Here is a 21,656-nt window from a genome sequence, read left to right as displayed (position 1 = left end):
GTCACTTTCCCTCGATCGGCAGGCCCGGCGGGTTGACCTCGGGCGTGATGATCGCCTCGTTCGAGAGGTTCCAGCGGGCCAGGATCTTGGCGTAGTCGCCGGACTTCACCAGCTCGTCCAGCGCCGCCTTGCACGCCCGGACCAGGCCGTTGTCCTTCTTGGTGGTGAGCGCGATCAGCCCCTGCAGGTTCGCGCCGGCCCCCGAGTAGGTACCGATGATCTGCGTCTGGCCGGCCACCGCGACGTGGTAGGCGGCCGTCGGGTTGGGGCCGAGATAGGCGTCGATCTGCCCCGACCCGAGCGCCAGGTAGGTGGCCTGGTTGGTCTGGTAGTACTTGATGTCGACCGCGGGCAGGCCGTTCGCCACGTCCTGCTTGCTCCACTCGACCAGGATCTTCTCCTGGTTGGTGCCGGAGCCGACCGCGACCTTCCTGCCGGCCACGTCCTTCGGCCCGGCGACGGTCCAGGTCGCGCCCTTCTTCGCCTCGAAGGCGAGGTCGTCCTTGCGGTAGGAGACGAAGTCGTACTTCTGCTTGCGCAGTTCGGTGACCGTGATGTTCGAGGCGCCGACGTCGTACTTGCCGCTGTCCAGCCCGATGAACAGGTTCTCCCAGGAGGTGTTCTCCAGGTCCGGTTGCAGGCCGAGGACGCCGGCGATGGCGACCGCGATGTCCGGCTCGCTGCCGATCAGCGTCTTGTTGTCGGTGGCGGTGAAGGCGAGCGGCGGGAAACCGGAGCCGGCCGCGCCGACGCCGATGGTGAGCTTGCCGGCGGCCCGGATCTTCGCCGGCACCAACTGCGCGATCGCGTCCACCTTGGCCGGCACGATCCGGTTCTGGTCCGGGCCGTCGTTGACTTTCACCGTGTCGGCAACCGTCGCCGTTCGCACGGTTTCGGTGGGCGCGGCGCAGGCGGTGAGGCTCGCGGCGAGTGCGGCGGAGAGCAGAGCAATTCTTGCCGTACGCATGGGAAGCTCCCGGATGTCAGACGAGGACCTTGGACAGGAACGCTCGGGTTCGGTCGTGTTTCGGTGAGTCGAGGACCTCGGCCGGCGGCCCCTGCTCGACGATGCGGCCGTCGTCGAGGAAGACGATCGTGTCCGCCACCTCGCGGGCGAACCCGATCTCGTGCGTGACGACGATCATCGTGGTGCCGGCCCGGGCCAGGTCGCGCATGACGTCGAGCACCTCGCCGACCAGCTCGGGATCGAGGGCCGAGGTGGGCTCGTCGAAGAGCACGAGCTTGGGGTCGAGGGCGAGCGCCCGGGCGATCGCGACGCGCTGCTGCTGGCCGCCGGAGAGCTGGCGGGGGTAGGCGTCCGTCTTCTCGGCGAGCCCGACCCGTACCAACTCTGTGATCGCCCGCTCCCGGGCGTCGGGCCGCCGGATCGCCTCGGCGACGTTCTCCACGGCGGTCAGGTGCGGGAACAGGTTGAAGGTCTGGAACACGAACCCGATGCCGGCGCGCTGCCGGAGGACCAGGCGCTCGGGCAGCTCGTGCAGCTTGGTGCCGTCCAGGCGATAGCCGATCAGTTCGCCGTCGACCCGGACGTGGCCTCGATCGACCTTTTCCAGGTGGTTGATCGTGCGCAGCAGCGTGGACTTGCCCGAGCCGGAGGGGCCCAGGATGACCGTGACGCTGCCCTTGCCGACGGTCAGGTCGATGCCCTTGAGCACCTCGTGCGATCCGAACGACTTCTGCACCCCGCGGAGCTCGATCATCGCCGCCATCCCCGCGAGAAGTGCCGCTCGACGTAATGCTGGAAGAAGGAGAGGACCGCCGTGAGGATCACGTACCAGACGGTCGCCACCAGCAGCAGCGGTACGACCCGGCCGTTCCGCCCGTAGACCACCTGCACCTGGTAGAACAGCTCGCCGATCGCCAGCACGTACACAACGGAGGTGTTTTTCAGCAGGTTGACCAGCTCGTTCGCGGCGCTCGGCAGGATCGCCCGCATGGCCTGGGGGAGCAGGATGCGGCGGAACTGGCGCAGCCGCGGGATGCCGAGCGCGGCCGCCGCCTCCAGCTGCCGCTGGTCGACCGAGATGATGCCGGCCCGGACGATCTCGGCGGCGTACGCGGCCTCGTGCAGCGCCAGGCCCAGCAGCGCCGCGCCGAACGAGCTGACCAGGTCGCTGGTGCCGACGTGGACGAAGCCCGGCCCGAACGGCACCCCGACCTGCAGGGTGTCGTAGAGGTAGCCGAGGTTCGCCCAGAACAGCAGCTGCACGATCAGCGGCACCGAGCGGAACACCCAGATGTACGTCCAGCTCACCGACCGCAGCACCGGGTTGCGGGAGAGGCGCATGGGCGCCAGCACGATGCCGCCGAGGAAGCCGAGCACGGCCCCCGCGAAGGTCAGCTCGAGCGTGACGAGCAGCGCTTGCAGCACCGACTTCTCGAAGAAATACCCGGCGAACGTCGCCCAGTCCCAGCCCGGGTTGGTGATCAGCCCGTGGGCGAACTGCGTCACGAGCACGGACACGGCGGCCGCGCCCACCCAGCGCCACGGGTGTCGCGCGGGCACCACGGTCAGCGGTTCGGTGGCCGGCGGCGCGGCCCGGGCCTCAGACAAGACACTCACGGGATCGAAGCTAGGTGCGCCCGCTCGTTCGCCACAAGTCCTATGGGACTTGTATGTCTTTACGAGGTTGTCAACGTCGCCTGCCCTTGTTTAAAACCTAGTTTGGCGATAGGAAAAGAGGATGACTGTGCCGCTCTCGATCCTCGACCTGTCGCCGCTCGTCTCCGGCGGTACGGCCGGCGACGCCCTGCGCCGTACGCTCGACCTCGCGCGCCGGGCCGAGCAGTTCGGCTACCACCGGTTCTGGGTGGCCGAGCATCACCTCACGCCCGGGGTGGCCAGCTCGCAGCCGGCCCTGCTGCTCGGTCAGATCGCCGCGGTCACCGACCACATCCGGCTCGGGTCCGGGGCGGTGCAGACCGGATTCCTCACCCCGCTCGGCGTGGTTGAGCAGTTCGGCATGCTCGACGCCCTGTACCCGGGGCGGTTCGATCTCGGGCTGGGCCGGTCGGCTCAGCGCCGTCGCGGCGGCCCCGAAGACCCGGCGACCGAATCCCGGGTCGTCGACGGCCTGCTCATCCCGAAGTCCTTCTCCTTTACGCCGATATTTCGGTCATCCCGGTCGGCGTTGTTCTTCAAGCTGCTGAGCCAGCCGAATGCCGAACCGCTCGACCTCGACACGGTGATCGCCGACATCCAGACGCTGCTGGCCGGGCCGTACACCGACGACGAGGGGAACGAGGCGCGGGCGGTGCCGGGGGAGGGCGCCGAACCGGAGATCTGGGTGCTCGGCTCGAGCGGCGGGGAGAGCGCCCGGGTGGCCGGCGCCCGCGGCCTGCCCTTCGCGGCCAACTACCACGTGTCGCCGGCCCGGGTCCTGGAGGCGGTCTCGGCGTACCGCGAGGCGTTCCGCCCGTCGGCAGTGCTCTCCTCGCCGAAGGTGATGGTCTCGGCCGACGTCGTGGTGGCCGAGGACGACGAGACCGCGCGGCGGCTGGCGGCCGGGTACGGGCTGTGGGTGCGCAGCGTGCGAACGGGGGAGGGCGCGATCCCCTACCCGTCGCCGGCCGAGGCCGCGGCACACGAGTGGACGGACCAGGACCGCGAGTTGGTCGCCGACCGGGTGGAGACGCAGTTCGCCGGATCGCCGGCGACGGTGGCGGAGCGCCTGGAAACCCTCCGCCGCGTCACCGGCGCCGACGAACTACTGGTCACCACCATGACGTACGACCACACCGACCGCCTCCGATCGTTCGAACTGCTCGCCAAACAGTGGTACGGCTGACCGCTTTGGAAAGGGGGCGCCACCCGACTGCGATCATTCGTCGAGCTGCTTTCGCACCGCGAGGGCGATTTCGTCCCGCCTCGCCTCGGACAGCGGTGGCCCGGTCAGGCCGGTGCGCCGGCGAAGACGATCCTTCGGCCAGGTTTAACCGGTCCGAGAGCGGGGACTGGATCGGCTGGCGGCCCATGTGGGGCCGCTAGCTCGCGTTTTGTTCCGCGAATCTCCTATATGGACCTAAGAAACCCGACATCGGCCGCATACTGCCGAACGCCGGAAGTGATCTGATTTGCGTGCTGGACTGGGCGGCGGAAATCGTCCAGCACGAAAGGTATCGAGATGAAGAAGTACCTGCGGAATCTGACCGTGCTCGGCGCCGGGGCGCTGGCCGGCGCGACCCTGTGCGCGGGAACCGCCCTCGCGGACCCGGGGCCGTGGCCGTTCTCCGGCGTTGCCGCGGACGCGTCGGGTGGTTGCGCGACGAACACGTCCTACGCGCCGGCGGCCGAACCGGGCTGCGGGAGCGGCATGCCCGTCCACATCATGATCATTACGCTGAGCAACGACAACTGGCCGCTCGGTGCCCTGCTCGCCCGCCTGCACCTCCCGGTGGGCGGGTCGGACACCGGAGGCGGCGCGGGCATGCCCGGACTGCCGGGCGGCCCGGGAACGCCAGGGGCGCCGGGCGCGGAGCCGACCGCTACGCCGACGGCACAACCCACGGTCGAGCCGACGCCCACCGCGACGGCGAGCCGACCGTGACGCCGACGACCGAGCCGACCGTGACGCCGACGACCGAGCCGACCGTGACGCCGACGACCGAGCCGACCGTGACGCCGACGGCAGGGCCGACGCCGACCGCCACCGCGCCGACGGTGGGGCCGACCATGACGCCGACCGCGCCGGCGCCGACCGCCACCGCGGCTACTCCGCAACCGGCCGCCACGCCGGCCACTCCGCAACCGGCCACCACCGAGACGGCCGGCGGGATCGGCGCGGCCACCACCGCGCCCACGCCCTGAGCGCGAGGATCGGCCGCCCGGCGCGACCGTCCTCGCGCCGAGCGGCCGGCTCACCGGCTCACCGGGCCGCCGGGTCAGGCCGGGCGGGCCAATTGGGTCGCGAGGCGGCGGCCTTCCTCGGTCCACGGGGTGGGGCGCATCGTGGCTGGATCGAGGCGGATGTTTACGCGACGGCCCTCGGCGTACACCATCTGGTTGTTCTTGGAAGTGACCCGGAAGCGATAGTCGGCGCTGGTGGTGCCGAGGTTTTCCACCCAGAAGTGCACGGCGATCTCGCCGGTGCCGCGGACCGGGGCGTGGAAGGTGATCGAGTACTCGCGGACGACGTTGAACGCGTCGGGCGTGGTGGGGCGGCCGTCGGCGAAGGAGACGCCGCGCTCGGCCCACCAGCTGATCATCGCGCGTTCGACGAAGACGGCGTAGCGCGCGTTGTGCAGCACGCCCAGCGCGTCCAGGTCGTCGAAGTGCACCGGGACGTGCGTCGTGTGTCCGTATTCGAGGGCTGCGGCGGTCATGTCGGCTCCGGAAGGATCGAAGGGTCGGTGGCGAGCGCTCGCAGATGGCCGAGCAGCGCGTTGCGGGCGTGCCGGAAGGTGACTTCCGCACCGAGCACCGGCGCCTGCATCACGGCGCAGACGGCGAGCGACTCGGCCTCGTACGCGAGCGCGGCGGCGTCGGTGTCGGCCCGCAACTCCCGCCGCTCGACCGCATCGGCGGCCAGCCCGGTCAGGAACGCCATCCACTCGCGCAGCTGAACGGCGAGCCGGTCGCGGACGGCGCCGGGGCGGGCGTTGAACTCGAAGTTGGCGTTGGCGAAGAAGCAGCCGCCGGGCAGCCGCTCGGTCTCGTAGAAGGCGAGCCGCAGGTCGTGCACCGCCCACAGCCGGCGCACCCCGCGCGGCTCGAGCAGCCCGGGGCGGATGACCTCGTCGGTCCACTGGTCGCGGGCGTGCTCGATGACCGCGAGCTGCAATGACTCCTTGGAGCGCCAGTGTGCGAAGAGGCCGGCCTTGCTCATCCCGAGCGCCTCGGCGAGCTGGCCGAGCGACAGGCCGTCGAGCCCCTCGCTGGTGGCCAGGCCGAGGGCGTGGTCGAGCACGGCGGTGCGGGTGCGTTCGCCGCGGGCGAGCCGGCCGTCGACGGTCATGCCCCGAACCTACAAAGCTACCGACCGGTCGTAAATATAGATGTGGTGGCCGTCACCAGCGGCCAGGCCAGCGTGATGCTTCCGCCCGCCGGCGCTCCCGGGCGATGCTCATGCTGCTTCCCGATCCGGGCACGCGTATTTTCGTGGGCATGAGCAGCGTGTACGAGGCCGCGGGCGGCCGCGACGGACTGACCAGGCTGGCCGCGGCCTGGCATGAGCGGGTGCTCGCCGACGAGGTGGTCAGCCACGCCTTCGAGCACGGCTACCGGCCGGATCACACCGAGCGGCTGGCTGCGTACTGGGGTGAGGCGCTCGGCGGGCCGCCGGGCGGGCTGGCCGAGACCGACGTCGTCCGGCTGCACAGCGGCAACGGGCCGCACGAGGAGATGGATCGCCGCGCCATCGCCTGCTTCGACGCGGCGCTGGCCGACGCCGGGCTCACCGGGGAGCCGCTGCGGCAGGTGCTGCACGACTACTTCGCCTGGGCGACCACCACGACCATGTCGCGCTACCACGGCTCGGCCTCGGAGGTGCCGGCCGGGATGGCCGTCCCGCGCTGGTCGTGGGACGGCCTCCAGGAGGGTTAGGCGGCCGACGGCCCGGTGTTCACCCGGGAGCGGACGATCTCGACCACGTGCGCGACCGCCTCGTCGAGGGCGACCCCGTTGCGCTGCGAGCCGTCCCGGTAGCGGAAGGACACCGTGCCGGCGGCCACGTCGTCGTCGCCGGCGATCGCCATGAACGGGATCTTCTGCTGCTGCGCGGTGCGGATCTTCTTCTGCATGCGGTCGTCCGAGTGGTCGACCTCGGCCCGGATGCCCTGCTTCCGCAGCGCGGCGACGAAATCTTCCAGGTACGAGGCGTGCTCGTCGCGGATCGGGATGCCGACCACCTGCACCGGCGCCAGCCACGCCGGGAAGGCGCCGGCGTAGTGCTCCACCAGGACGCCGAAGAACCGCTCGATCGAGCCGAACTTCGCCGAGTGGATCATCACGGGTTCCTGGCGGGTGCCGTCGGCGGCCTGGTATTCGAGGCCGAAGCGGGCCGGCTGGTTGAAGTCGTACTGGATCGTCGACATCTGCCACGTACGGCCGATCGCGTCCTTGGCCTGCACCGAGATCTTGGGCCCGTAAAACGCCGCGCCACCGGGGTCCAGCACCAGTTCGAGGCCCGATGCGGCGGCCACGTCCTCGAGGACCTTCGTCGCGACGGCCCACTGCTCGTCCGTACCGATGAATTTGTCGCTCTTCGGGTCTCGGGTCGACAACTCCAGGTAGTAGTCGTCGAGACCGAAGTCGTCGAGCAGCGAGCGGACGAAGGTCAGCAGGTGCTTGATCTCGTCGGGGGCCTGCGCCGCGGTCACGTACGAGTGGGAATCGTCCTGGGTCAGGCCGCGCACCCGGGTCAGGCCGTGCACCACGCCCGACTTCTCGTAGCGGTACACCGTGCCGAACTCGAAGAAGCGCAGCGGCAGCTCACGGTAGGACCGCCCGCGCGACTTGAAGATCAAGTTGTGCATCGGGCAGTTCATGGCCTTGAGGTAGTAGTTCGCCCCCTCGAGCTCCATCGGGGGGAACATCGTGTCCTTGTAGTACGGCAGGTGCCCGGAGGTGTGGAACAGCCCCTCCTTGGTGATGTGCGGCGAGCCGACGTACTGGAAGCCCTCCTCGATGTGCCGCGCGCGGACGTAGTCCTCCATCTCGCGCTTGATCACCCCACCCTTCGGGTGGAAGACGACCAGACCCGACCCGATCTCATCGGGGAAGGAGAACAGATCCAGCTCGGTGCCCAGCTTGCGGTGATCGCGGCGTTCCGCTTCGGCAAGACGATTGAGGTACGCCTTGAGCTCGTCCCGCGAGGGCCAGGCCGTGCCGTAGATGCGCTGCAGCTGCGGATTCTTCTCGCTGCCGCGCCAGTAGGCGGCCGCCGAGCGCATCAGCTTGAACGCCGGGATCAGCCGGGTGGTCGGCAGGTGCGGGCCGCGGCACAGGTCGCCCCAGACCCGCTTGCCGTCCTTGTCGACGTTGTCGTAGTGGGTCAGCTCGCCGTGCCCGACCTCCATCACCTCGTTGGCGTCAACGTCGCCCTTGAGGTCGACCAATTCCAGCTTGTACGGCTCGGAGGCGAGCTCCACCCTCGCCTCGTCGAGCGACTTGTACTCGCGGCGGCGGAAGCTCTGCCCGGCCTTGACGATCTCCTGCATCCGCTTCTCGAGCTTCGACAGGTCGTCGGGCTGGAACGGCTTCGGCACGTCGAAGTCGTAGTAGAAACCGTTCTCGATGGGCGGGCCGATGCCGAGCTTGGCCTCGGGGAACACATCCTGCACTGCCTGGGCGAGCACGTGTGCGGTGGAGTGGCGCAGCACGTTCAGCCCGTCCGGCTCGTCGATCGCGACCGGGGTCACGTCGGTGTCGAGCTCGGGCTCCCAGTCGAGGTCACGCAGCCGGCCGGCCGCGTCGCGGACCACCACGACGGCCTTGGGGCCGCTGGTGGGCAGGCCGGCCTTGGCCACCGCGTCGGCGGCCGTGGTCCCGGCCGGGACGACAAGAGGGTCGGACACGGTCTTCTCCTTCGACGAACGGCAGGCCGAAGACGATGCTATCCGGCGGCCCGGACGCTCAACCGGTGACCCGCTGCGGCGGCGGCTGCCAGTCGTCCCAATTCGGGTCGGCCTTGCCGATCACCGCGGGCGGATAGCCGAGCAGCCGGGCGCCCGGCGTGCCGGCCAGCTGCTGCTGCACCGCGGTGATGTCGGACAGCTCCCGTTCGGTGTTCATGGTGGCCCGGCTCGCGGCGCCGTCCTGCACGGCGTCCAGCCGCTCCTGGCGGGCCAGCGCGGCGCTCCTGGCCCGGGCCAGAAGCAGGCGGTTGGCCCGGTCGCGGGCGGCGGTGGGCAGGCCGATGGTCGGGCCGATCAGCTCGGGGTGTTCGGTGATCAGCCGGTCCCGGTTGAGCTGGTTCATGTCGTTCCAGGCCTGCGCCTTGAAGTCGGCCGAGTAGATGTCGTTCGCCAGGAACTGGTAGTCCTGCAGCAGGAAGTCGTTCGACCCGGTCTCGGCCAGCACGGGGTTCAGCGGGTGCCGGTCGACCCCCATCCCGTCGATCAGGTCGGCGGCCCGGCGGTCGGCGTCGTTGGCCTGGGCCACGATCTGGGCGAGCCGCTGGGCGAGCTCGTCCATGATGCCCTGCACCGCCGCGACCGAGTCGGTGGTGACCGGGCCGGTCGTGCTGATCTGCCCGGTCCGCAGGTCGACCCGCATGCTGTCGGCCTTGGCGTCGTCGACCACGGCGTACGCCTGCTGGCGGCAGTGCTCGAACTTCTCGGCCAGGGCGCGCAGCTGCTGGGAGACGACGTGGAAGCCGTGCGGGATGTTGCCGATCTCGATCTGGAAGGTGCGGTTGCTCTGCTCGGCGGCCTCGGCGGCCGCGCCCTCCCAGTGGTTCGGCAGGTCGCCGGTGCCGCGCGCCATCTGCTCCACGGTCGCGTCGAGCTCGTCGGCGATCTTCTCCCAGCCGGCGGCCGCCTCCCGGATGCGGCCGGTGTCGGCGTGCAGCAGCGCGTCCAGCGTGATCTCCATCAGGAGTACCTCGGTTCCGGGTAGAGCTCGTGGGCCGCCCCGGCGTCGGACTCGTGGTAGTCGCCGGCTGCCTTGTGCAGGTCGTCGCCGAAGCCGCGCACCTGCCCGGCCAGGTCGGTCAGGGTCTGCCGCCAGCCGATCGCATATCCGCAGGCGGCGTTGAGCGCCGCGGACCCCTCGACGGCCGATACGCTGGTCAGGCCGCACCGGTCGACCTCGCCGGCGATCCGCTCGAGGCGCCCGGCCACGTCGGAGACGGCGTTCCCGATCTTGGACACCTCGGGTTCGTCGATGCGGACCATATCCCCCATGCCATCCTCCCATCGATACCGATAGTGACCGTACCGCGACCCGGCAAGCTGTCGTACCGGTCTGGCAAGGTGTTGCCCAGCAGATCGAGGAGGCGGCCATGGCGCTGCAGGATCAACTCGTGGGCCGCGTGCTCAAGCTGCCCGGCGCGGCCGGCGCGTTCACCGTCGAGCGGGGCCTGCGCATTCCGATGCGTGACGGCACCACCCTCGCGGCCGATCACTACGTGCCGGCCGGCAAACCCGCCGGCACCCTGCTCGTGCGCGGCCCGTACGGCCGTCGTTTCCCCTTCAACCTGCTGTACGCGAGGCCCTACGCCGCCCGGGGCTACCACGTCGTGTTCGTCTCCAGCCGCGGCACCGCCGACTCCGAGGGCGATTTCGACCCGATGCGCACCGAGCGCAAGGACGGGCGGGACGTGGTGGCCTGGCTGGTCGCACAGCCCTGGTTCACCGGCACGTTCGCGACGATCGGCCCGTCCTACCTCGGCTACACCCAGTGGACCCTGCTGGAGGAGCCGCCCGCCGAGATGGCCGCCGCGGTGATCACCGTCGGCCCGCACGACTTCGCCCGGCACTCGTGGGGCACCGGTTCGCTCAACCTCGACCTGGTCGGCTGGAGCGACATGGTGTCCCGGCTGCCCCGGTCGGACAGGCCGTCGCTGGCCGCCGCGGTGACCCAGGTGTTCGCCGGGCCCGGCCAGAAAAGGGCGCTGCGGCCGGTCTTCACCGACCTGCCGCTGGTCGAGGCGGCCGAGCGGCACTACGCGGGCCGGGCGCGCTGGTTCCGCGACCGGGCCACCCGCAACGACCTGGCCGACCCGTACTGGGAGCCGATGCGGCACCCGCTCGCCCTGGAGCGGGCGCAGATCCCGATCCTGCTGCACAGCGGCTGGCAAGACCTCTTCCTGCAACAGACGATCGAGCAGTACGCCCGGCTGCGCGCCCGCGGCGTCGACGTGGCCCTCACGATCGGCCCGTGGACGCACACCGAGGTGATCGGGAAGGGCGCCCCGATCCTCATCCCGGAGGCTCTCGACTGGCTCGGCGCCAAACTGCGCGGCGAGCCGTTGCGGCGGCCCTGTCCGGTGCGGGTGCAGGTGACCGGAACCCACGACTGGCGCGAGTCGGCGTCCTGGCCGCCACCCACCCGCGAGCTGGCCCTGCACCTGCGCCCCGGCGGCGGCCTCGGCGAGGCGGCCGCGGGCGAGGCGGCGTTCACCTTCGACCCGGCCGTCCCGACGCCCGCGGTCGGCGGCCCGCTGCTGGAGGGCGGCGGCTACGTCGACGACAGCTCGCTCGCCGTCCGCTCCGACGTGCTGGCGTTCACCGGCGCCCCGCTGGAGTCGGCGCTCGAGGTGCACGGCACCCCGGTGGCCGAGCTGGCGCACCGCAGCGACAACCCGCACGCCGACCTGTTCGTCCGCGTCAGCGAGGTCGACCCGGCCGGCCGCTCCCGCAACGTGACCGAGGGCTACCGCCGCCTCGACCCCGACCGCGACCAGAACGCCCCGGTCCGCCTCCCGCTCCTCCCGATCGCCCACCGCTTCGCGGCCGGCTCCCGGGTGCGCGTGCTGATCGCCGGCGGCTGCTATCCGCGGTTCTGGCGCAACCTGGGCACCGACGAAAACCCCGGCCTGGGCACCAAGCTCCAGGCGACCCGCCACACGGTCACCCTGGGCCCGTCCCGCATCGTGCTCCCCCGATCCCAGCCATGACGAGGTTGGTATCGGCGGTCCGGGAGTATCTCGGCCGCAAGCGCATCGCCGCCGCGGCAGCGTGGCACGCGAGCCTGACCGGCGACGACGCCGCGGCGCTCGAAGCCTTCGACCCGCAGTGGTGACGCGGGTTGGCACCGTCGTGAGCCCGGCCACGACTCGCGGCATGGCCGGCTGTTCGGTGGGGCATAGTGTCTTGGTGAACGCCCCATCGTGTCCCGCCGAGACTCGGCTGTATGAGAACGGCAAGGTCATCGCTGAGGATTTCCCCGCCGGCGAGGTGGCCGAGCGGCTGGCGCGACATCCGGATGCCGTGCTCTGGCTCGACCTCTATCGGCCGGACGCCCAGGATCTCGCCACGGTCGCCGAGGAGTTTCAGCTGCATCCGCTCGCGGTCGAGGATGCCACCCAGGAGCACGAGCGGCCGAAGCTCGACCGCTACCCGAAGCATCTCTTCCTCAACCTGTACGCCGTCGACGTCTCCACGAAGCCCGAGGACCCGCCGTTCGGCAAGACCGAGATCAGCGCCTTCGTCACCGACCGGGCCCTGATCACGGTCCGCAAGGCGCCCAGCGACACCGCCAAGTTCGTCGAGCGGTGGGACGCCAGCGCCAAGCTGACCGAGATGCGCGGCGTCGCGTTCCTGCTCTACGGCCTGCTCGACGTGGTGGTCGACGGGCACCTCAGCGCCGCGCAGCAGCTGGACGTCGCGATGGACAGCGTCGAGGACATCCTGCTCGAGGAGGGCGGCGCGCCGCGCGAGGTGCGGATGCGGGGCATGCGGCTGCGCAAGACGGTGGCCGCGCTGCGCCGGGCGGTGGCGCCGATGCCGGACCTGGTCGCGCAGGCCATGCGCCCCGACCTCGAGCTGGTCGGTGAGCATCTGATGCCCTACTTCCGGGACGTCGAGGACCACACCCAGCACGCCGACGACCAGGTGGAGCACCTGCGCGACCGGATCCAGTCGCTGCTGCAGGCCGACCTGGCCGAGCAGGGCAACGTGCTCAACGACATCACCCGCAAGCTGGCGGCCTGGGCCGCGGTGATCGCCGTCCCGACCGCGCTCACCGGCTATTTCGGACAGAACCTGCCGTACCCGGGCTTCGCCAAACCTTGGGGGTACGTGCAGAGTATGGTCCTGATCGTCTTCTCGGCCGGCGGTCTGTGGATCTATCTTCGCCGGCGCCACTGGCTCTAAGGTGAGGCATGCTGGCACTGGTCTGGGGCGCCATCCGCTCCCGCCGTGCCCAGGCATTGACCGTTCTCCTGCTCACCGCGCTCGCCACCGCCGTGGCCGCGGCCGGCCCGTGGTTCGCCGCGGCCGGCAGCAGCCGGGCGGCCGCCGGCGACGTCGCGTCGGCGCCCGCGGGCGAGCGCACCCTGTCGATCCGCAAGATCGCGCAGACCGCCGGTGACCCGTCCGGCGCCCTCGACCAGTTCGTGGCGAACGTCCGCGGCCTCATCCCGCTGCCCGCCGGCGACCCGGTCGCCGGCCTGGTGCAGCCGCTGATCATCCTGCGCGGCGAACTGACCCCGTCGATGGAGGTCGCCTACCGCGAGGACGTCTGCGCCCACCTGCGGCTCGACGGCACCTGCCCGGTCCGGCCGGGCGAGGTCGCGATCAGCGTGAACACCTCCCGGCAGCTCGACCTCGGGCCCGGTGATCGGCTCGACCTGCGGACGGCGCCGGACGCGAAGCCGCTCGCCCTGCGGGTGGTCGCCACCTATGCGCTGACCGACCCGGCCGGCTCGTACTGGAGCGACCCGCTGTTCACCGCGAACGGCGGCCTCGACCCGGCGTTCACCCCGCTCGAGACGTTCCGGGCGGCGGAGTTGAGCTCGCCGACGGTCAGCTACGACGTGCAGGTGTCCGACCGGCTGATCCGCGGCGACGGCGGCTACGACCTGGCCGCGGTGCTCCGGCGGGCCGGCCACGACCTCGCCCAGGACTCGCTGCGGCTGGTCGACAACACCGGGCCGCTGCTGCGCTCGGTCGCCGAGGACCGCGCGGCCATCCGGCGCGGGGTGCTGGTCGCGGTGCTGCAGGTGGTGGTGCTGGCCTGGTTCGCGATCGGGCTGGCCGGCCACTACACCGGGCGGGACCGGCGCGGCGACGCGGCCCTGGTCAAGCTGCGCGGCGGCACCCGCGGCGCGCTGCTGCGCCTGGCCTGGGGCCAGCATGTGCCGCCGCTGGTGCTCGGCGCGCTGGCCGGCCTGCCGCTGGGCTACGCGCTCGCGCGGCTGCTGGCCGGGCCGGTCGACGGGCCGGCGACGCTGAGACTGTCGGCGGTCGCGGCCGGGGCGGTGCTGGCCGGCGGCCTGGTGGTGCTCGCCCTGATCGAGGCGGTGGCGCTGCGCCGGCCGGTCGCCGACCTGCTGCGCGAGGTCACCGGCCGCGGCGACTGGCGCTCCGGCCTGGCCGACGTGCTGCTGCTCGCGGTCGCGGTGGCGGGGATCTACCAGGCCCGGTCCGGCGCGGCCGGCGCCGGGCTCGCGCTGGCCGCGCCCGCCCTGGTGGCGCTGGCGGTCGCGCTGCTGGTGGCCCGGCTGCTCGGCCGGGTGGCCGACCGCGGCGGCGGCGCGGCCGTGCGCGCCGGCCGGCTGCGGCTCGGCCTGACCGCCGTGCAGGTGTCCCGGCAGCCCGGCAGCGACCGGGTGTTCGCGCTGGTCGTGGTGGCGGTCGCGGTCTTCACCACCGGCGTCGGCGGATACCTCGGCGAGCGTACGGCCCGGCTCGAGCGCGGCGCCGCCGAACTGGGCGCGACCCGGGTGCTCGGCGTGCAGGCGCCGAACCGGACCGTGCTGCTGGCCGCGGTCCGCGCCGCCGACCCGGCCGGGGACCAGGCCATGGCGGTCGCGGTCGACACCACGACCGACCCGCCGGTGCTCGCCGTCGACAGTGGACGGCTGGCGGCGGTGGCCCGCTGGCGGCCCGAGTACGGCCCGCTCGGCGCGCTGGCGGCGGGGGCGGGGCCGGCCGCGCTGCCCCGGATCACCGGGCACCGGCTGGCCGTGCGGGTCGCCGCGACCGGCCCGGCAGCCGCGACGGACTCGGCTCCGGCGTCGGGCGGCTCGGCTCCGGCGTCGGGCGGCTCGGCTCCGGCGTCGGGCGGCTCGGCTCCCGCGACGCTCGGCTCGGCTCCGGCGTCGGGCGGCTCGGCTCCGGCGTCGGGCGGCTCGGCTCCCGCGACGCTCACCCTGGTGCTGCAGCACGAGGGCACCGGCGCGCCGGTCACCGTGGACTTCGGCCGCGTCGGCCCGGGGGAGCGGACCCTCTCGGCGCCGGTGGCCGGCTGCGCCGAGCCGCCCGGCTGCCGGATTCTGCACTGGGAGGTCGCCGGCCGGCCGGGCGCCTCGATCTCGCTACGCGGCCTCGACCAGCTCGACCCGCCCGGCTCGATCCTGGACGCCGCCCGGCTCGGCGACATCGCCCGCTGGCGGGCCGGCACCGCGGCCCCGGCGCTGAGCCTGGCCGCCACCGGCGGCGCGCTGACGCTGACCGTCCCCGCGCCCGCCGCCGTCGCCCCGGAAGGCGCGGCCGCCGTCGCCCCGGAAGGCGCGGCCGGCGTCGCCCCGGAAGGCGCGGCCGCCGGCGGCCCGGAAGGCGTCGCCGCGTACGCGGTCGACACCGACCTGCCGCTGCCGGTCGTGCTGGCCGGCCCGGCCCCGGAGCACTGGCAGTTCGGCGAGGCCACCCTGCTCGCCTTCGGCCGCGAGCCGACCCCGGTGCGGGTGGCCGCCACCGCGACCGCCTTGCCGGTGCTCGGGCGGCGGGGCGTTCTCGCCGACCTCGACGCGACCCGGCGAGTGATCGGCGACGCCAGCCCGCCCGGCCAGTTCCAGGTCTGGCTGGCGCCCGGCGCGCGACCCGGCATCGTCGCCGCGCTGACCCGAGCCGGGCTGACCGTCGGCTCCGACGTGACGATCGCCGGCCGGGCCCGGGACCTCGACGAGCAGGCGCCCGCCGTGGTGACCCGATTCGCGCTGCTGGCCGGCGTCGTGGTGCTGCTGCTCGCCGCCGCGGCCCTCGGGGTGGCCGCCGCCGTCGACCGGCGAGCCCGGCTCGACCAGTTGCGGGCGCTGCGCGTGCAAGGCCTTCCCCGAAACGTCGCGGTGGCCACGGCGTACGCGGGAATGGTTGGTCTTGTTCTCAGCGGCCTGCTCGCCGGGCTGGTCGCGGCGGCGCTCGCCCGGCCGATCGCCCGGATCACCGTGCCCGCCTTCGCCGACGGCTGGGACGTGCTGCCGCTGCCGGGCGCGCTCGGCCCGGTGTCGCTGGCCCTCGCCGCCCTGGCCGCGTGGCTGGTGCTCGGCCTGGTCGGCTGGCTCGCGACGCGGCCGCTGACCCGGGAGGCCCGGCGATGATCTCCCTGGTCCTCGCCATGGTGTGGACGCGCCGCGGCCAGTCGCTGACGCTCGCCCTGCTTGCCCTGCTCGCGGTGGCCGCCGCCGTCGCCTCGCCGGCCTACCTCGCCGCCGCCGACCGGGCCGTCGCCGCCGAGCAGATCGCCACCGCCACCCCGGCCGAGCGCGGCGTCGTGCTGAGCTCCGGGCAGGACAACCGGATCAACAACGTTGGCAACCCGGACTTCAGCAACATCGGCGCCGCGCTGGCCGATCTGCCCGGCTTCGACTACCGCTACTCGGCCGAGTTCCCGGCGGTCGGCATCGAGTCCGACAACGTCAACGCCTCCCGGGTCGTCTTCCGCCAGGACGCCTGCGCGCACCTGCGGATCGTCGCCGGGCGCTGCCTGATCGGCGAGGGCGAGGTGCTGATCGGCGCCGAGACCGCGAGGCGGCTGCGGCTGACGGCCGGGCAGGCGATCACGCTGACCTTCGCCAAGAACAACAACAACGACCAGCGCCCGCTCTGGCTGCCCAACGGCAAACCCCAGCGGCTGTACGTGGCCGGGACGTACACGGTGCCGCGGCCGGACGACCTCTACTGGGGCACCCACGGGTACTTCACGGCGACTCCCGGCGCCTGGCCCGGGGAGCCGGTCTTCACCGGTGCGGCCACCCTCGCGGTGTTCGACCGCGGCCTGACCCAGCTGGCGATCGACGGCACCGCCGAACCGGCCGCCCTCGACATCGACCGGCTGCCGCAGCTGCGGGCCGGGCTCGACGCGCTCAAGGTGACCGCCCGCAAGCTCGGGCCCACCGTGCAGGTCAACACGAGCCTGCCGGACCTGCTGGACCGGATCGCCGCGGGCCGCTCCGACGCGCACCTGATCGTGCCGGTCATGGCCGTACCGCTGGTGCTGCTCGCCTGCTTCTGCATCTTCCTCGCGGTGGGCTACAGCGCCCAGGGCCGGCAACCCGAGCTCGCCGTGGTCGCGCTGCGCGGCACCCGGTGGTGGACCCGCTGGTGGCTGGCGACCGGGGAGAGCCTGCTCGCGGTGCTGGCCGGCGCGGTAGTCGGCTGCGTGGCCGGGCAGCTACTGGTCAACGCGGTGGCCGCCGCCCGCTTCCCCGGCGTCGGGGTGGCTGCCGGCTTCGCGTCGCTGCGCTACGCCCCGATCGCCGCGCTGGCCGCCGTCACCGCCGCCGTGCTCGCCCAGCGCCGGCAGCTGATCAGCCCGGTCGCCACCCTGCTGCGCCGCACCGGCCACCCCGGGGACGGCCGGGGCGCGGTTGTCGCCGAGGCGGTCGTCGTGCTGCTCGCCGTGGTCGGCGGCGTCCAGCTCGCGGTCTCCGGCGGCACGCTGACCGGCATCGGGCTGCTCGCGCCGGCCTTCGTCATCCTCGCCCTGTCCCTGCTCGCCGCCCGGGCCCTGCTCCCGGCGGTCACCGGCTACGCCACCCGGACGCTGCGGGCCGGCCGCCTCGGCCCGGCGCTGGCCGGCTTCCAGCTCTCCCGCCACCCGGGCGCGCAGCGGCTGTTCGCCCTGCTGGTCGCCACCGTCGCGGTGGCCGGGTACGCGGCCTGTGCGATCGACGTCGCCGCCCAGGGCCGGGACGTACAGGCCGGGCTGGGCCTCGGCGCCGACCGGGTGCTGTCGATCGACCCGACCTACCGCAGCCGGCTGCTCCACGCGGTGCGGCAGGTCGACCCGGATGGGCGGTTCGCGATGGCGGTCGCCCGGCTGCCCAGCTCCGCCGCGGACGAGCCGCCCGGCCTCGCCGTCGACTCCACCCGGCTGGCCGCGGTGGCCGGCGCTTCTTTCCGGACAGCAGCCGCCCGGCTGCGTCCGGCGACCGCCGCCCCGGTGCTGGTCGACGGGCCGGATCTCGGCCTCGACGTCACCGCCACCGGCATGACCGAGGGCAAGGAGCTGAAGCTGGCGGCCGCGGTCTCCTCGATGACCGGGCTCGGCGACGAGCTGGTCGACTTCGGCACGCTCCGCGACGGCCGGTCCCGCTACGTGCAGCGGGCGCCGGTCTGCTCGCCGCGCTGCCGGGTCAACGGCATCGAGGTCACCATCGCCACCGATCAGCCCGGCGTGACCGGGAAGGTGGTCGTCGACTCGCTCGGCGGGCTGGCGATCGACGCCGATGCGCCGGCCGGCCTGCAGAACGGCATCTGGGCGCGGCCGCCCGGCGTGCCCACCCCGTTGCCGGTCGCGTACGCCGGAGACCTGCCGGCCAACCAGATCGCCGGCCTCGACGCGCGGCCCCTGCCGATCCGCCGCGTCGCCCGGCTGCCCGCCGTCCCGCGCCTCGGCACGCACGCCACGATGGTCGACCTCGAGGACGCCGACCGGCTCGCCGTGGACGCGTCGCCGGCGGTCGACCCGCAGGTCTGGCTCAACCGGCACGCGCCCGCCGACATCCTCGACCGGCTGGCCGCGGCCGGGCTCACGGTCACCGGCGACACCCGGGCGGCGCAGGTGCGGCAGCGGCTCGCCGGGCAGGGGCCGGCCCTGTCGCTCGACTTCTACGTCCTGGCCGCCGTCCTGTCGGTGCTGCTCGGCGCGGGTGCGCTGGTGCTGGCGGCGGCGGTCGACCGGGAGCGCCGGGTCGAGGACCTGTCGGCGCTGCGTACCCAGGGACTGCGGCGGGCGGTGGCGGGGCGGGCGACGCTGTGGACGTACCCGGCGCTGGTGGCGATCGCGGCGATCGCCGGCACGCTGATCGCGGTGGCGGCGTGGGCGCTGACCGGCTGGGCGCTGCCGCTGGCCGGGCTCGACCCGCCGCCGTTGCCGCTGCCCACCTGGCCCCGGCCGGCCACCGTCCTGCTCACCGCCGTCGCGGTGGTCGTCCTGCTGGCGGCCGTCGCCCTCGGCACGGGTCGCGATCTGCGGCGTCGCATCAACGTGGGGAGTCGCGAGTGAAGACCCTGTCCGTCGAGGGTGCCGACCTGTCCTGGAACGGCGGCCCCGCGGTGCTGACCGGCGTCACGGTCACCGCCCGCCCCGGCGAGATGCTGGCCGTCACCGGCACCTCGGGCGCCGGCAAGACCACCCTGCTCAGCGTGATGGCCGGCCTGCTGCGGCCGGCCACCGGGCGGGTGCTGATCGACGGCGAGTCCCTGGGCGACCGCGACCGCGCGGTGTCGCTGGGCGTCGTGCTGATCCCGCAGGACAACGGCCTGGCCGCGATCCTGACCGCCGCCGAGAACATCTCGGTCGCGGTCATCGCCACCGGCGGCACGCCGGCCGAGGCCCGCCGCCGCACCGCCGAGTCGCTCGAGCCGCTCGGGCTCGCCGGCCAGGCCGACCAGCTGATCGAGGAGCTGTCCGGCGGCCAGCAGCAGCGGACGGCGATCGCCCGCGGGCTGGCGCTGCGCGGCGACGTGCTGCTGGCCGACGAGGTCACCAGCGAGCTCGACGCGGCCAACCGGCAGCGGGTGATCGAGCTGCTGCGGGCGGAGGCGACCCGCGGCGCGGCGGTCGTCTTCGCCACGCACGACCCGGAGGCGGCCGCGGCCTGCGACCGGGAGCTGCGCCTGGCCGACGGTTCCGCGGTCTGGGCCCGTCCCTAGGTCGCTAATCGAGCGCCTCGCCCAGCGGGACCAGGCCCTGTTGCAGGCCGAAGATGGCGGCCTGGGTGCGATCGGAGAGCTGGAGCTTGGCCAGGATGCTGGACACGTGCGCCTTGACCGTCTCCTCGGTGATGGCCAGCGTCTTCGCGATCTCCCGATTCGAGCGTCCGCGGGCCAGCTGGGCCAGCACCTGCGTCTCCCGCGGCGACAGCGTGTGCAACGGGCCGGCCGGCGGACCGGCCTCGCGGACCTCACGGACCAGGCGGGCCGCGATCCGCGGGTCGAGGCGGCTCTCCCCACGGGCGGCGGCCCGGACCGAGGCGACGACGTCGTCGACGCCGGCCGTCTTGGGCAGGTAGGCGAGGGCGCCGGCGCGAATCGCGGCCAGCAGGTGCTCGTCGGCGGTGGAGGACGTGAGCATCAGGACCTCGGTCGCGGGCCGGTCCCGTTTGATCCGGGCCAGCACGTCCAGGCCGCTGGCGTCGGGCAGGAACAGGTCCAGCAGGACGACCGTGGGGGCCAGGCCCCGGGCCGCGGTCACCGCGCTCGCGCCGTCGGGGCAGTCGCCGACCACTTCGATGCCGTCCTCCTGCTCGAGGAGGTAGCGCAGGCCCTGCCGGACCACGCTGTGGTCGTCGACGATCAGCACGGTGATCATGCGGTCGGTCCCAGCGTCACCCGTACGGTCGCTCCCCGGCCCGGCGCCGACTCGACCCGGAGCTCGCCGCCGAGCTCGGCCACCCGCTCCCGCATCAGACCGAGGCCCATGCCGTGCCGCTCGGCGGCCCGCCCGGGGTCGAAGCCGGCGCCGTCGTCGCGGACCGACAGTTCGATCCGACCGCCGCCGGCGTCGGCCAGCCGCACCACCACGGTGGACGGCCGGCCGTGCTTGACGGCGTTGGCCAGGGCCTCCTGGACCACCCGCAGCAGCGCCGGCTCGGCCGCCGGGTCGAGGCCGACCGGTTCCAGCTCGGTCTCGACCGCGATGCCGAGCCGATCCCGGTACGCGCGAGCCAGCTCCGCCAGCGCCGGTCCCAGCCCGGCCCCGCGCAACGCGACCGGCCGCAGCTCCAGCAGCAACGCCTGCATCTCCTGCAGCGTGCCCGACACGGTCCGCTCCATCGCCTCGACGCGCGGGTGCATCGGCGACCCCGCCGGCAACGCCCGCCGCAGGCCGCCGGCCAGCAGCCGCAGCGAGAACAGATCCTGCGAGATCGAGTCGTGCAGCTCGCGGGCGATGCGGGCGCGCTCGCCGGCGCCGGCCAGCGCCCGCTCGGTGGCCATCGTCTCGGCCAGCCGCTCGGCCATCCGGTTGAAGCCGGCCTCGAGCCGGGCCACCTCGTCGCCGCCGGCCACCGGCACCCGCCGCTCGTAGTCGCCGGCGGCCACCGCGTCGGTGCTGTCGGCCAGGCGCTGCAGGCGGCCGAGCAAGCGCCGGGTCGACAGCAGCCCGAACACCGCGCCCACCGGCAACGCGCCCAGCAGCACCAGCAGGCCGAGGCCGAGCCGGCGGCCAGGCCGTCCCAGACGCTCGGGCCGCGGCCACCGATAGCCTTGATCCTGGCGGTGACCGGGATCTGTACGTAGACCAGGCCCGCGACATCCTTGGTTCCGGTCTGGATCACGCTGACCGGTACGGCGGACCAGAACACATCGCGGTCCTGTCCGCCGTAACCCTTGGGGCTGCTCTCGAACCGGGCCAGCACCCCGGCGTCGATCTGCCCGCCGACCGGGTACCGGGCCGGGTACGAGCTGCTGACGATCCGCCCGGACGGATCGGCCAGCAGCGCCATCGTCATCGGGCCGGTGCCGGCCGGGACCCCCACCGTGTACGGGATGCGCACCTCGACCCCGCTGGCGGCCAGCTGCGCCTGGCCCGGCGGCAGCTGCAGGGTCCGGTCGCCGATCGGGAACCGCGCGGCGTCCGGCAGCCGACCCAGCTGCGCGACGAGCCCAGCGGCGTTGTCCGCGATGTCCCGGGCGGTCAGGCCGGCTACCAGCACCCGCGCGTCCTGCTGGCCGGCGAGCAGGCCGGGCACCACCACGATCAGCACCACGGCCTCGACCACGGCCACGGCGGCCGCCGTCACCAGCACGTACGAGCCGGCCATCCGGGCCCGCAGACCCCAGCTTCTGCGCATCCACCTCACCAT

General features: G+C 73.3%; 20 protein-coding genes. 10 read left to right on the top strand and 10 right to left on the bottom strand.

Features of this window, described 5'->3' with window-relative positions; all coding sequences use genetic code 11:
- Window position 1: 1 nt before the first annotated feature.
- Genes IH26_RS0126435 through IH26_RS0126425 form a run of 3 tightly spaced genes read right to left on the bottom strand, consistent with a single transcriptional unit; the run spans window position 2 to window position 2,584 of the window.
- A complete protein-coding gene (locus IH26_RS0126435) occupies window positions 2–967 on the bottom strand; it encodes an ABC transporter substrate-binding protein (RefSeq protein WP_030438939.1) in 966 nt (321 codons plus the stop codon).
- A gap of 16 nt (window positions 968–983) precedes the next feature.
- The gene (locus tag IH26_RS0126430) at window positions 984–1,730 is read right to left on the bottom strand and encodes an amino acid ABC transporter ATP-binding protein (protein ID WP_030438938.1); all 747 of its coding nucleotides are present in this window, start codon (window positions 1,728–1,730) and stop codon (window positions 984–986) included.
- Window positions 1,718–2,584 (bottom strand): amino acid ABC transporter permease, encoded by an 867-nt coding sequence (locus IH26_RS0126425; protein ID WP_030438937.1) that lies wholly within the window; start codon window positions 2,582–2,584, stop codon window positions 1,718–1,720. The genes IH26_RS0126430 and IH26_RS0126425 overlap by 13 nt, the downstream gene beginning before the upstream one ends.
- A 121-nt stretch (window positions 2,585–2,705) precedes the next feature.
- On the opposite strand from IH26_RS0126425, the gene IH26_RS0126420 reads away from it, so the two are divergent.
- The 3 genes from IH26_RS0126420 to IH26_RS61435 all read left to right on the top strand — a co-directional run bounded on the left by IH26_RS0126420 (window position 2,706) and on the right by IH26_RS61435 (window position 4,828).
- Complete coding sequence (locus tag IH26_RS0126420) at window positions 2,706–3,809, top strand: LLM class flavin-dependent oxidoreductase (protein WP_030438936.1); 1,104 nt, start codon at window positions 2,706–2,708, stop codon at window positions 3,807–3,809.
- Window positions 3,810–4,145: 336 nt separating this feature from the next.
- Window positions 4,146–4,568, top strand: coding sequence for a hypothetical protein (locus tag IH26_RS61440; RefSeq protein ID WP_030438935.1), 423 nt, complete (start codon window positions 4,146–4,148; stop codon window positions 4,566–4,568).
- Window positions 4,565–4,828, top strand: coding sequence for a hypothetical protein (locus tag IH26_RS61435; RefSeq protein ID WP_030438934.1), 264 nt, complete (start codon window positions 4,565–4,567; stop codon window positions 4,826–4,828). The genes IH26_RS61440 and IH26_RS61435 overlap by 4 nt, the downstream gene beginning before the upstream one ends.
- A 74-nt stretch (window positions 4,829–4,902) precedes the next feature.
- Here the strand turns inward: IH26_RS61435 and IH26_RS0126405 are convergent, their stop codons facing one another.
- Both IH26_RS0126405 and IH26_RS0126400 read right to left on the bottom strand, forming a co-directional pair.
- Entirely contained in the window at window positions 4,903–5,343 is a 441-nt protein-coding gene (locus IH26_RS0126405; RefSeq protein WP_030438933.1) for an acyl-CoA thioesterase, read from the bottom strand.
- On the bottom strand, window positions 5,340–5,975 hold the full coding sequence (locus IH26_RS0126400; RefSeq protein ID WP_030438932.1) for a TetR/AcrR family transcriptional regulator: 636 nt from the start codon (window positions 5,973–5,975) through the stop codon (window positions 5,340–5,342). The genes IH26_RS0126405 and IH26_RS0126400 overlap by 4 nt, the downstream gene beginning before the upstream one ends.
- A gap of 149 nt (window positions 5,976–6,124) precedes the next feature.
- On the opposite strand from IH26_RS0126400, the gene IH26_RS0126395 reads away from it, so the two are divergent.
- A complete protein-coding gene (locus IH26_RS0126395) occupies window positions 6,125–6,562 on the top strand; it encodes a globin domain-containing protein (RefSeq protein WP_030438931.1) in 438 nt (145 codons plus the stop codon).
- Here IH26_RS0126395 and thrS read toward each other — a convergent pair.
- The 3 genes from thrS to IH26_RS61430 are packed head-to-tail and all read right to left on the bottom strand — an operon-like array spanning window position 6,559 to window position 9,864.
- Window positions 6,559–8,535, bottom strand: a complete 1,977-nt coding sequence (gene thrS / locus IH26_RS0126390) for a threonine--tRNA ligase (protein WP_030438930.1) — start codon at window positions 8,533–8,535, stop codon at window positions 6,559–6,561. The two genes, IH26_RS0126395 and thrS, sit on opposite strands and share 4 nt — an antisense overlap.
- Window positions 8,536–8,593: 58 nt before the next feature.
- Window positions 8,594–9,553 carry a WXG100 family type VII secretion target gene (locus IH26_RS0126385; RefSeq protein WP_030438929.1) on the bottom strand — a complete coding sequence of 320 codons (960 nt, stop codon included), beginning with the start codon at window positions 9,551–9,553 and terminating at the stop codon, window positions 8,594–8,596.
- On the bottom strand, window positions 9,553–9,864 hold the full coding sequence (locus IH26_RS61430) for a hypothetical protein (protein ID WP_169789819.1): 312 nt from the start codon (window positions 9,862–9,864) through the stop codon (window positions 9,553–9,555). The genes IH26_RS0126385 and IH26_RS61430 overlap by 1 nt, the downstream gene beginning before the upstream one ends.
- Window positions 9,865–9,962: 98 nt before the next feature.
- Here IH26_RS61430 and IH26_RS0126375 point away from each other — a divergent pair, with 98 nt between their 5' ends.
- The 6 genes from IH26_RS0126375 to IH26_RS0126350 all read left to right on the top strand — a co-directional run bounded on the left by IH26_RS0126375 (window position 9,963) and on the right by IH26_RS0126350 (window position 19,503).
- Complete coding sequence (locus IH26_RS0126375; RefSeq protein ID WP_030438927.1) at window positions 9,963–11,579, top strand: CocE/NonD family hydrolase; 1,617 nt, start codon at window positions 9,963–9,965, stop codon at window positions 11,577–11,579.
- On the top strand, window positions 11,576–11,704 hold the full coding sequence (locus IH26_RS63980) for a hypothetical protein (protein WP_281179784.1): 129 nt from the start codon (window positions 11,576–11,578) through the stop codon (window positions 11,702–11,704). Before IH26_RS0126375 ends, IH26_RS63980 begins: the two co-directional genes overlap by 4 nt.
- A gap of 74 nt (window positions 11,705–11,778) precedes the next feature.
- A complete protein-coding gene (locus tag IH26_RS0126365) occupies window positions 11,779–12,777 on the top strand; it encodes a magnesium transporter CorA family protein (protein WP_245665518.1) in 999 nt (332 codons plus the stop codon).
- A gap of 8 nt (window positions 12,778–12,785) precedes the next feature.
- Complete coding sequence (locus IH26_RS54035) at window positions 12,786–15,944, top strand: FtsX-like permease family protein (protein ID WP_034215951.1); 3,159 nt, start codon at window positions 12,786–12,788, stop codon at window positions 15,942–15,944.
- A complete protein-coding gene (locus IH26_RS0126355; RefSeq protein WP_030438924.1) occupies window positions 15,941–18,853 on the top strand; it encodes an FtsX-like permease family protein in 2,913 nt (970 codons plus the stop codon). The genes IH26_RS54035 and IH26_RS0126355 overlap by 4 nt, the downstream gene beginning before the upstream one ends.
- On the top strand, window positions 18,850–19,503 hold the full coding sequence (locus IH26_RS0126350) for an ABC transporter ATP-binding protein (protein ID WP_030438923.1): 654 nt from the start codon (window positions 18,850–18,852) through the stop codon (window positions 19,501–19,503). Before IH26_RS0126355 ends, IH26_RS0126350 begins: the two co-directional genes overlap by 4 nt.
- 4 nt (window positions 19,504–19,507) lie before the next feature.
- On the opposite strand, the gene IH26_RS0126345 is transcribed toward IH26_RS0126350, so the two are convergent.
- Together IH26_RS0126345 and IH26_RS60035 are read right to left on the bottom strand one after the other, a co-directional pair.
- Window positions 19,508–20,161, bottom strand: a complete 654-nt coding sequence (locus IH26_RS0126345; RefSeq protein ID WP_030438922.1) for a response regulator — start codon at window positions 20,159–20,161, stop codon at window positions 19,508–19,510.
- Window positions 20,158–20,991, bottom strand: coding sequence for a HAMP domain-containing sensor histidine kinase (locus IH26_RS60035; protein ID WP_030438921.1), 834 nt, complete (start codon window positions 20,989–20,991; stop codon window positions 20,158–20,160). Before IH26_RS60035 ends, IH26_RS0126345 begins: the two co-directional genes overlap by 4 nt.
- Window positions 20,992–21,656 lie beyond the last annotated feature (665 nt).

The sequence above is a fragment of the Actinoplanes subtropicus genome, assembly GCF_000721705.1.
Classification (GTDB): domain Bacteria; phylum Actinomycetota; class Actinomycetes; order Mycobacteriales; family Micromonosporaceae; genus Actinoplanes; species Actinoplanes subtropicus.
Note: the sequence above shows the minus strand (reverse complement) of the source record. Positions and strands in the feature narration are given on the sequence as shown.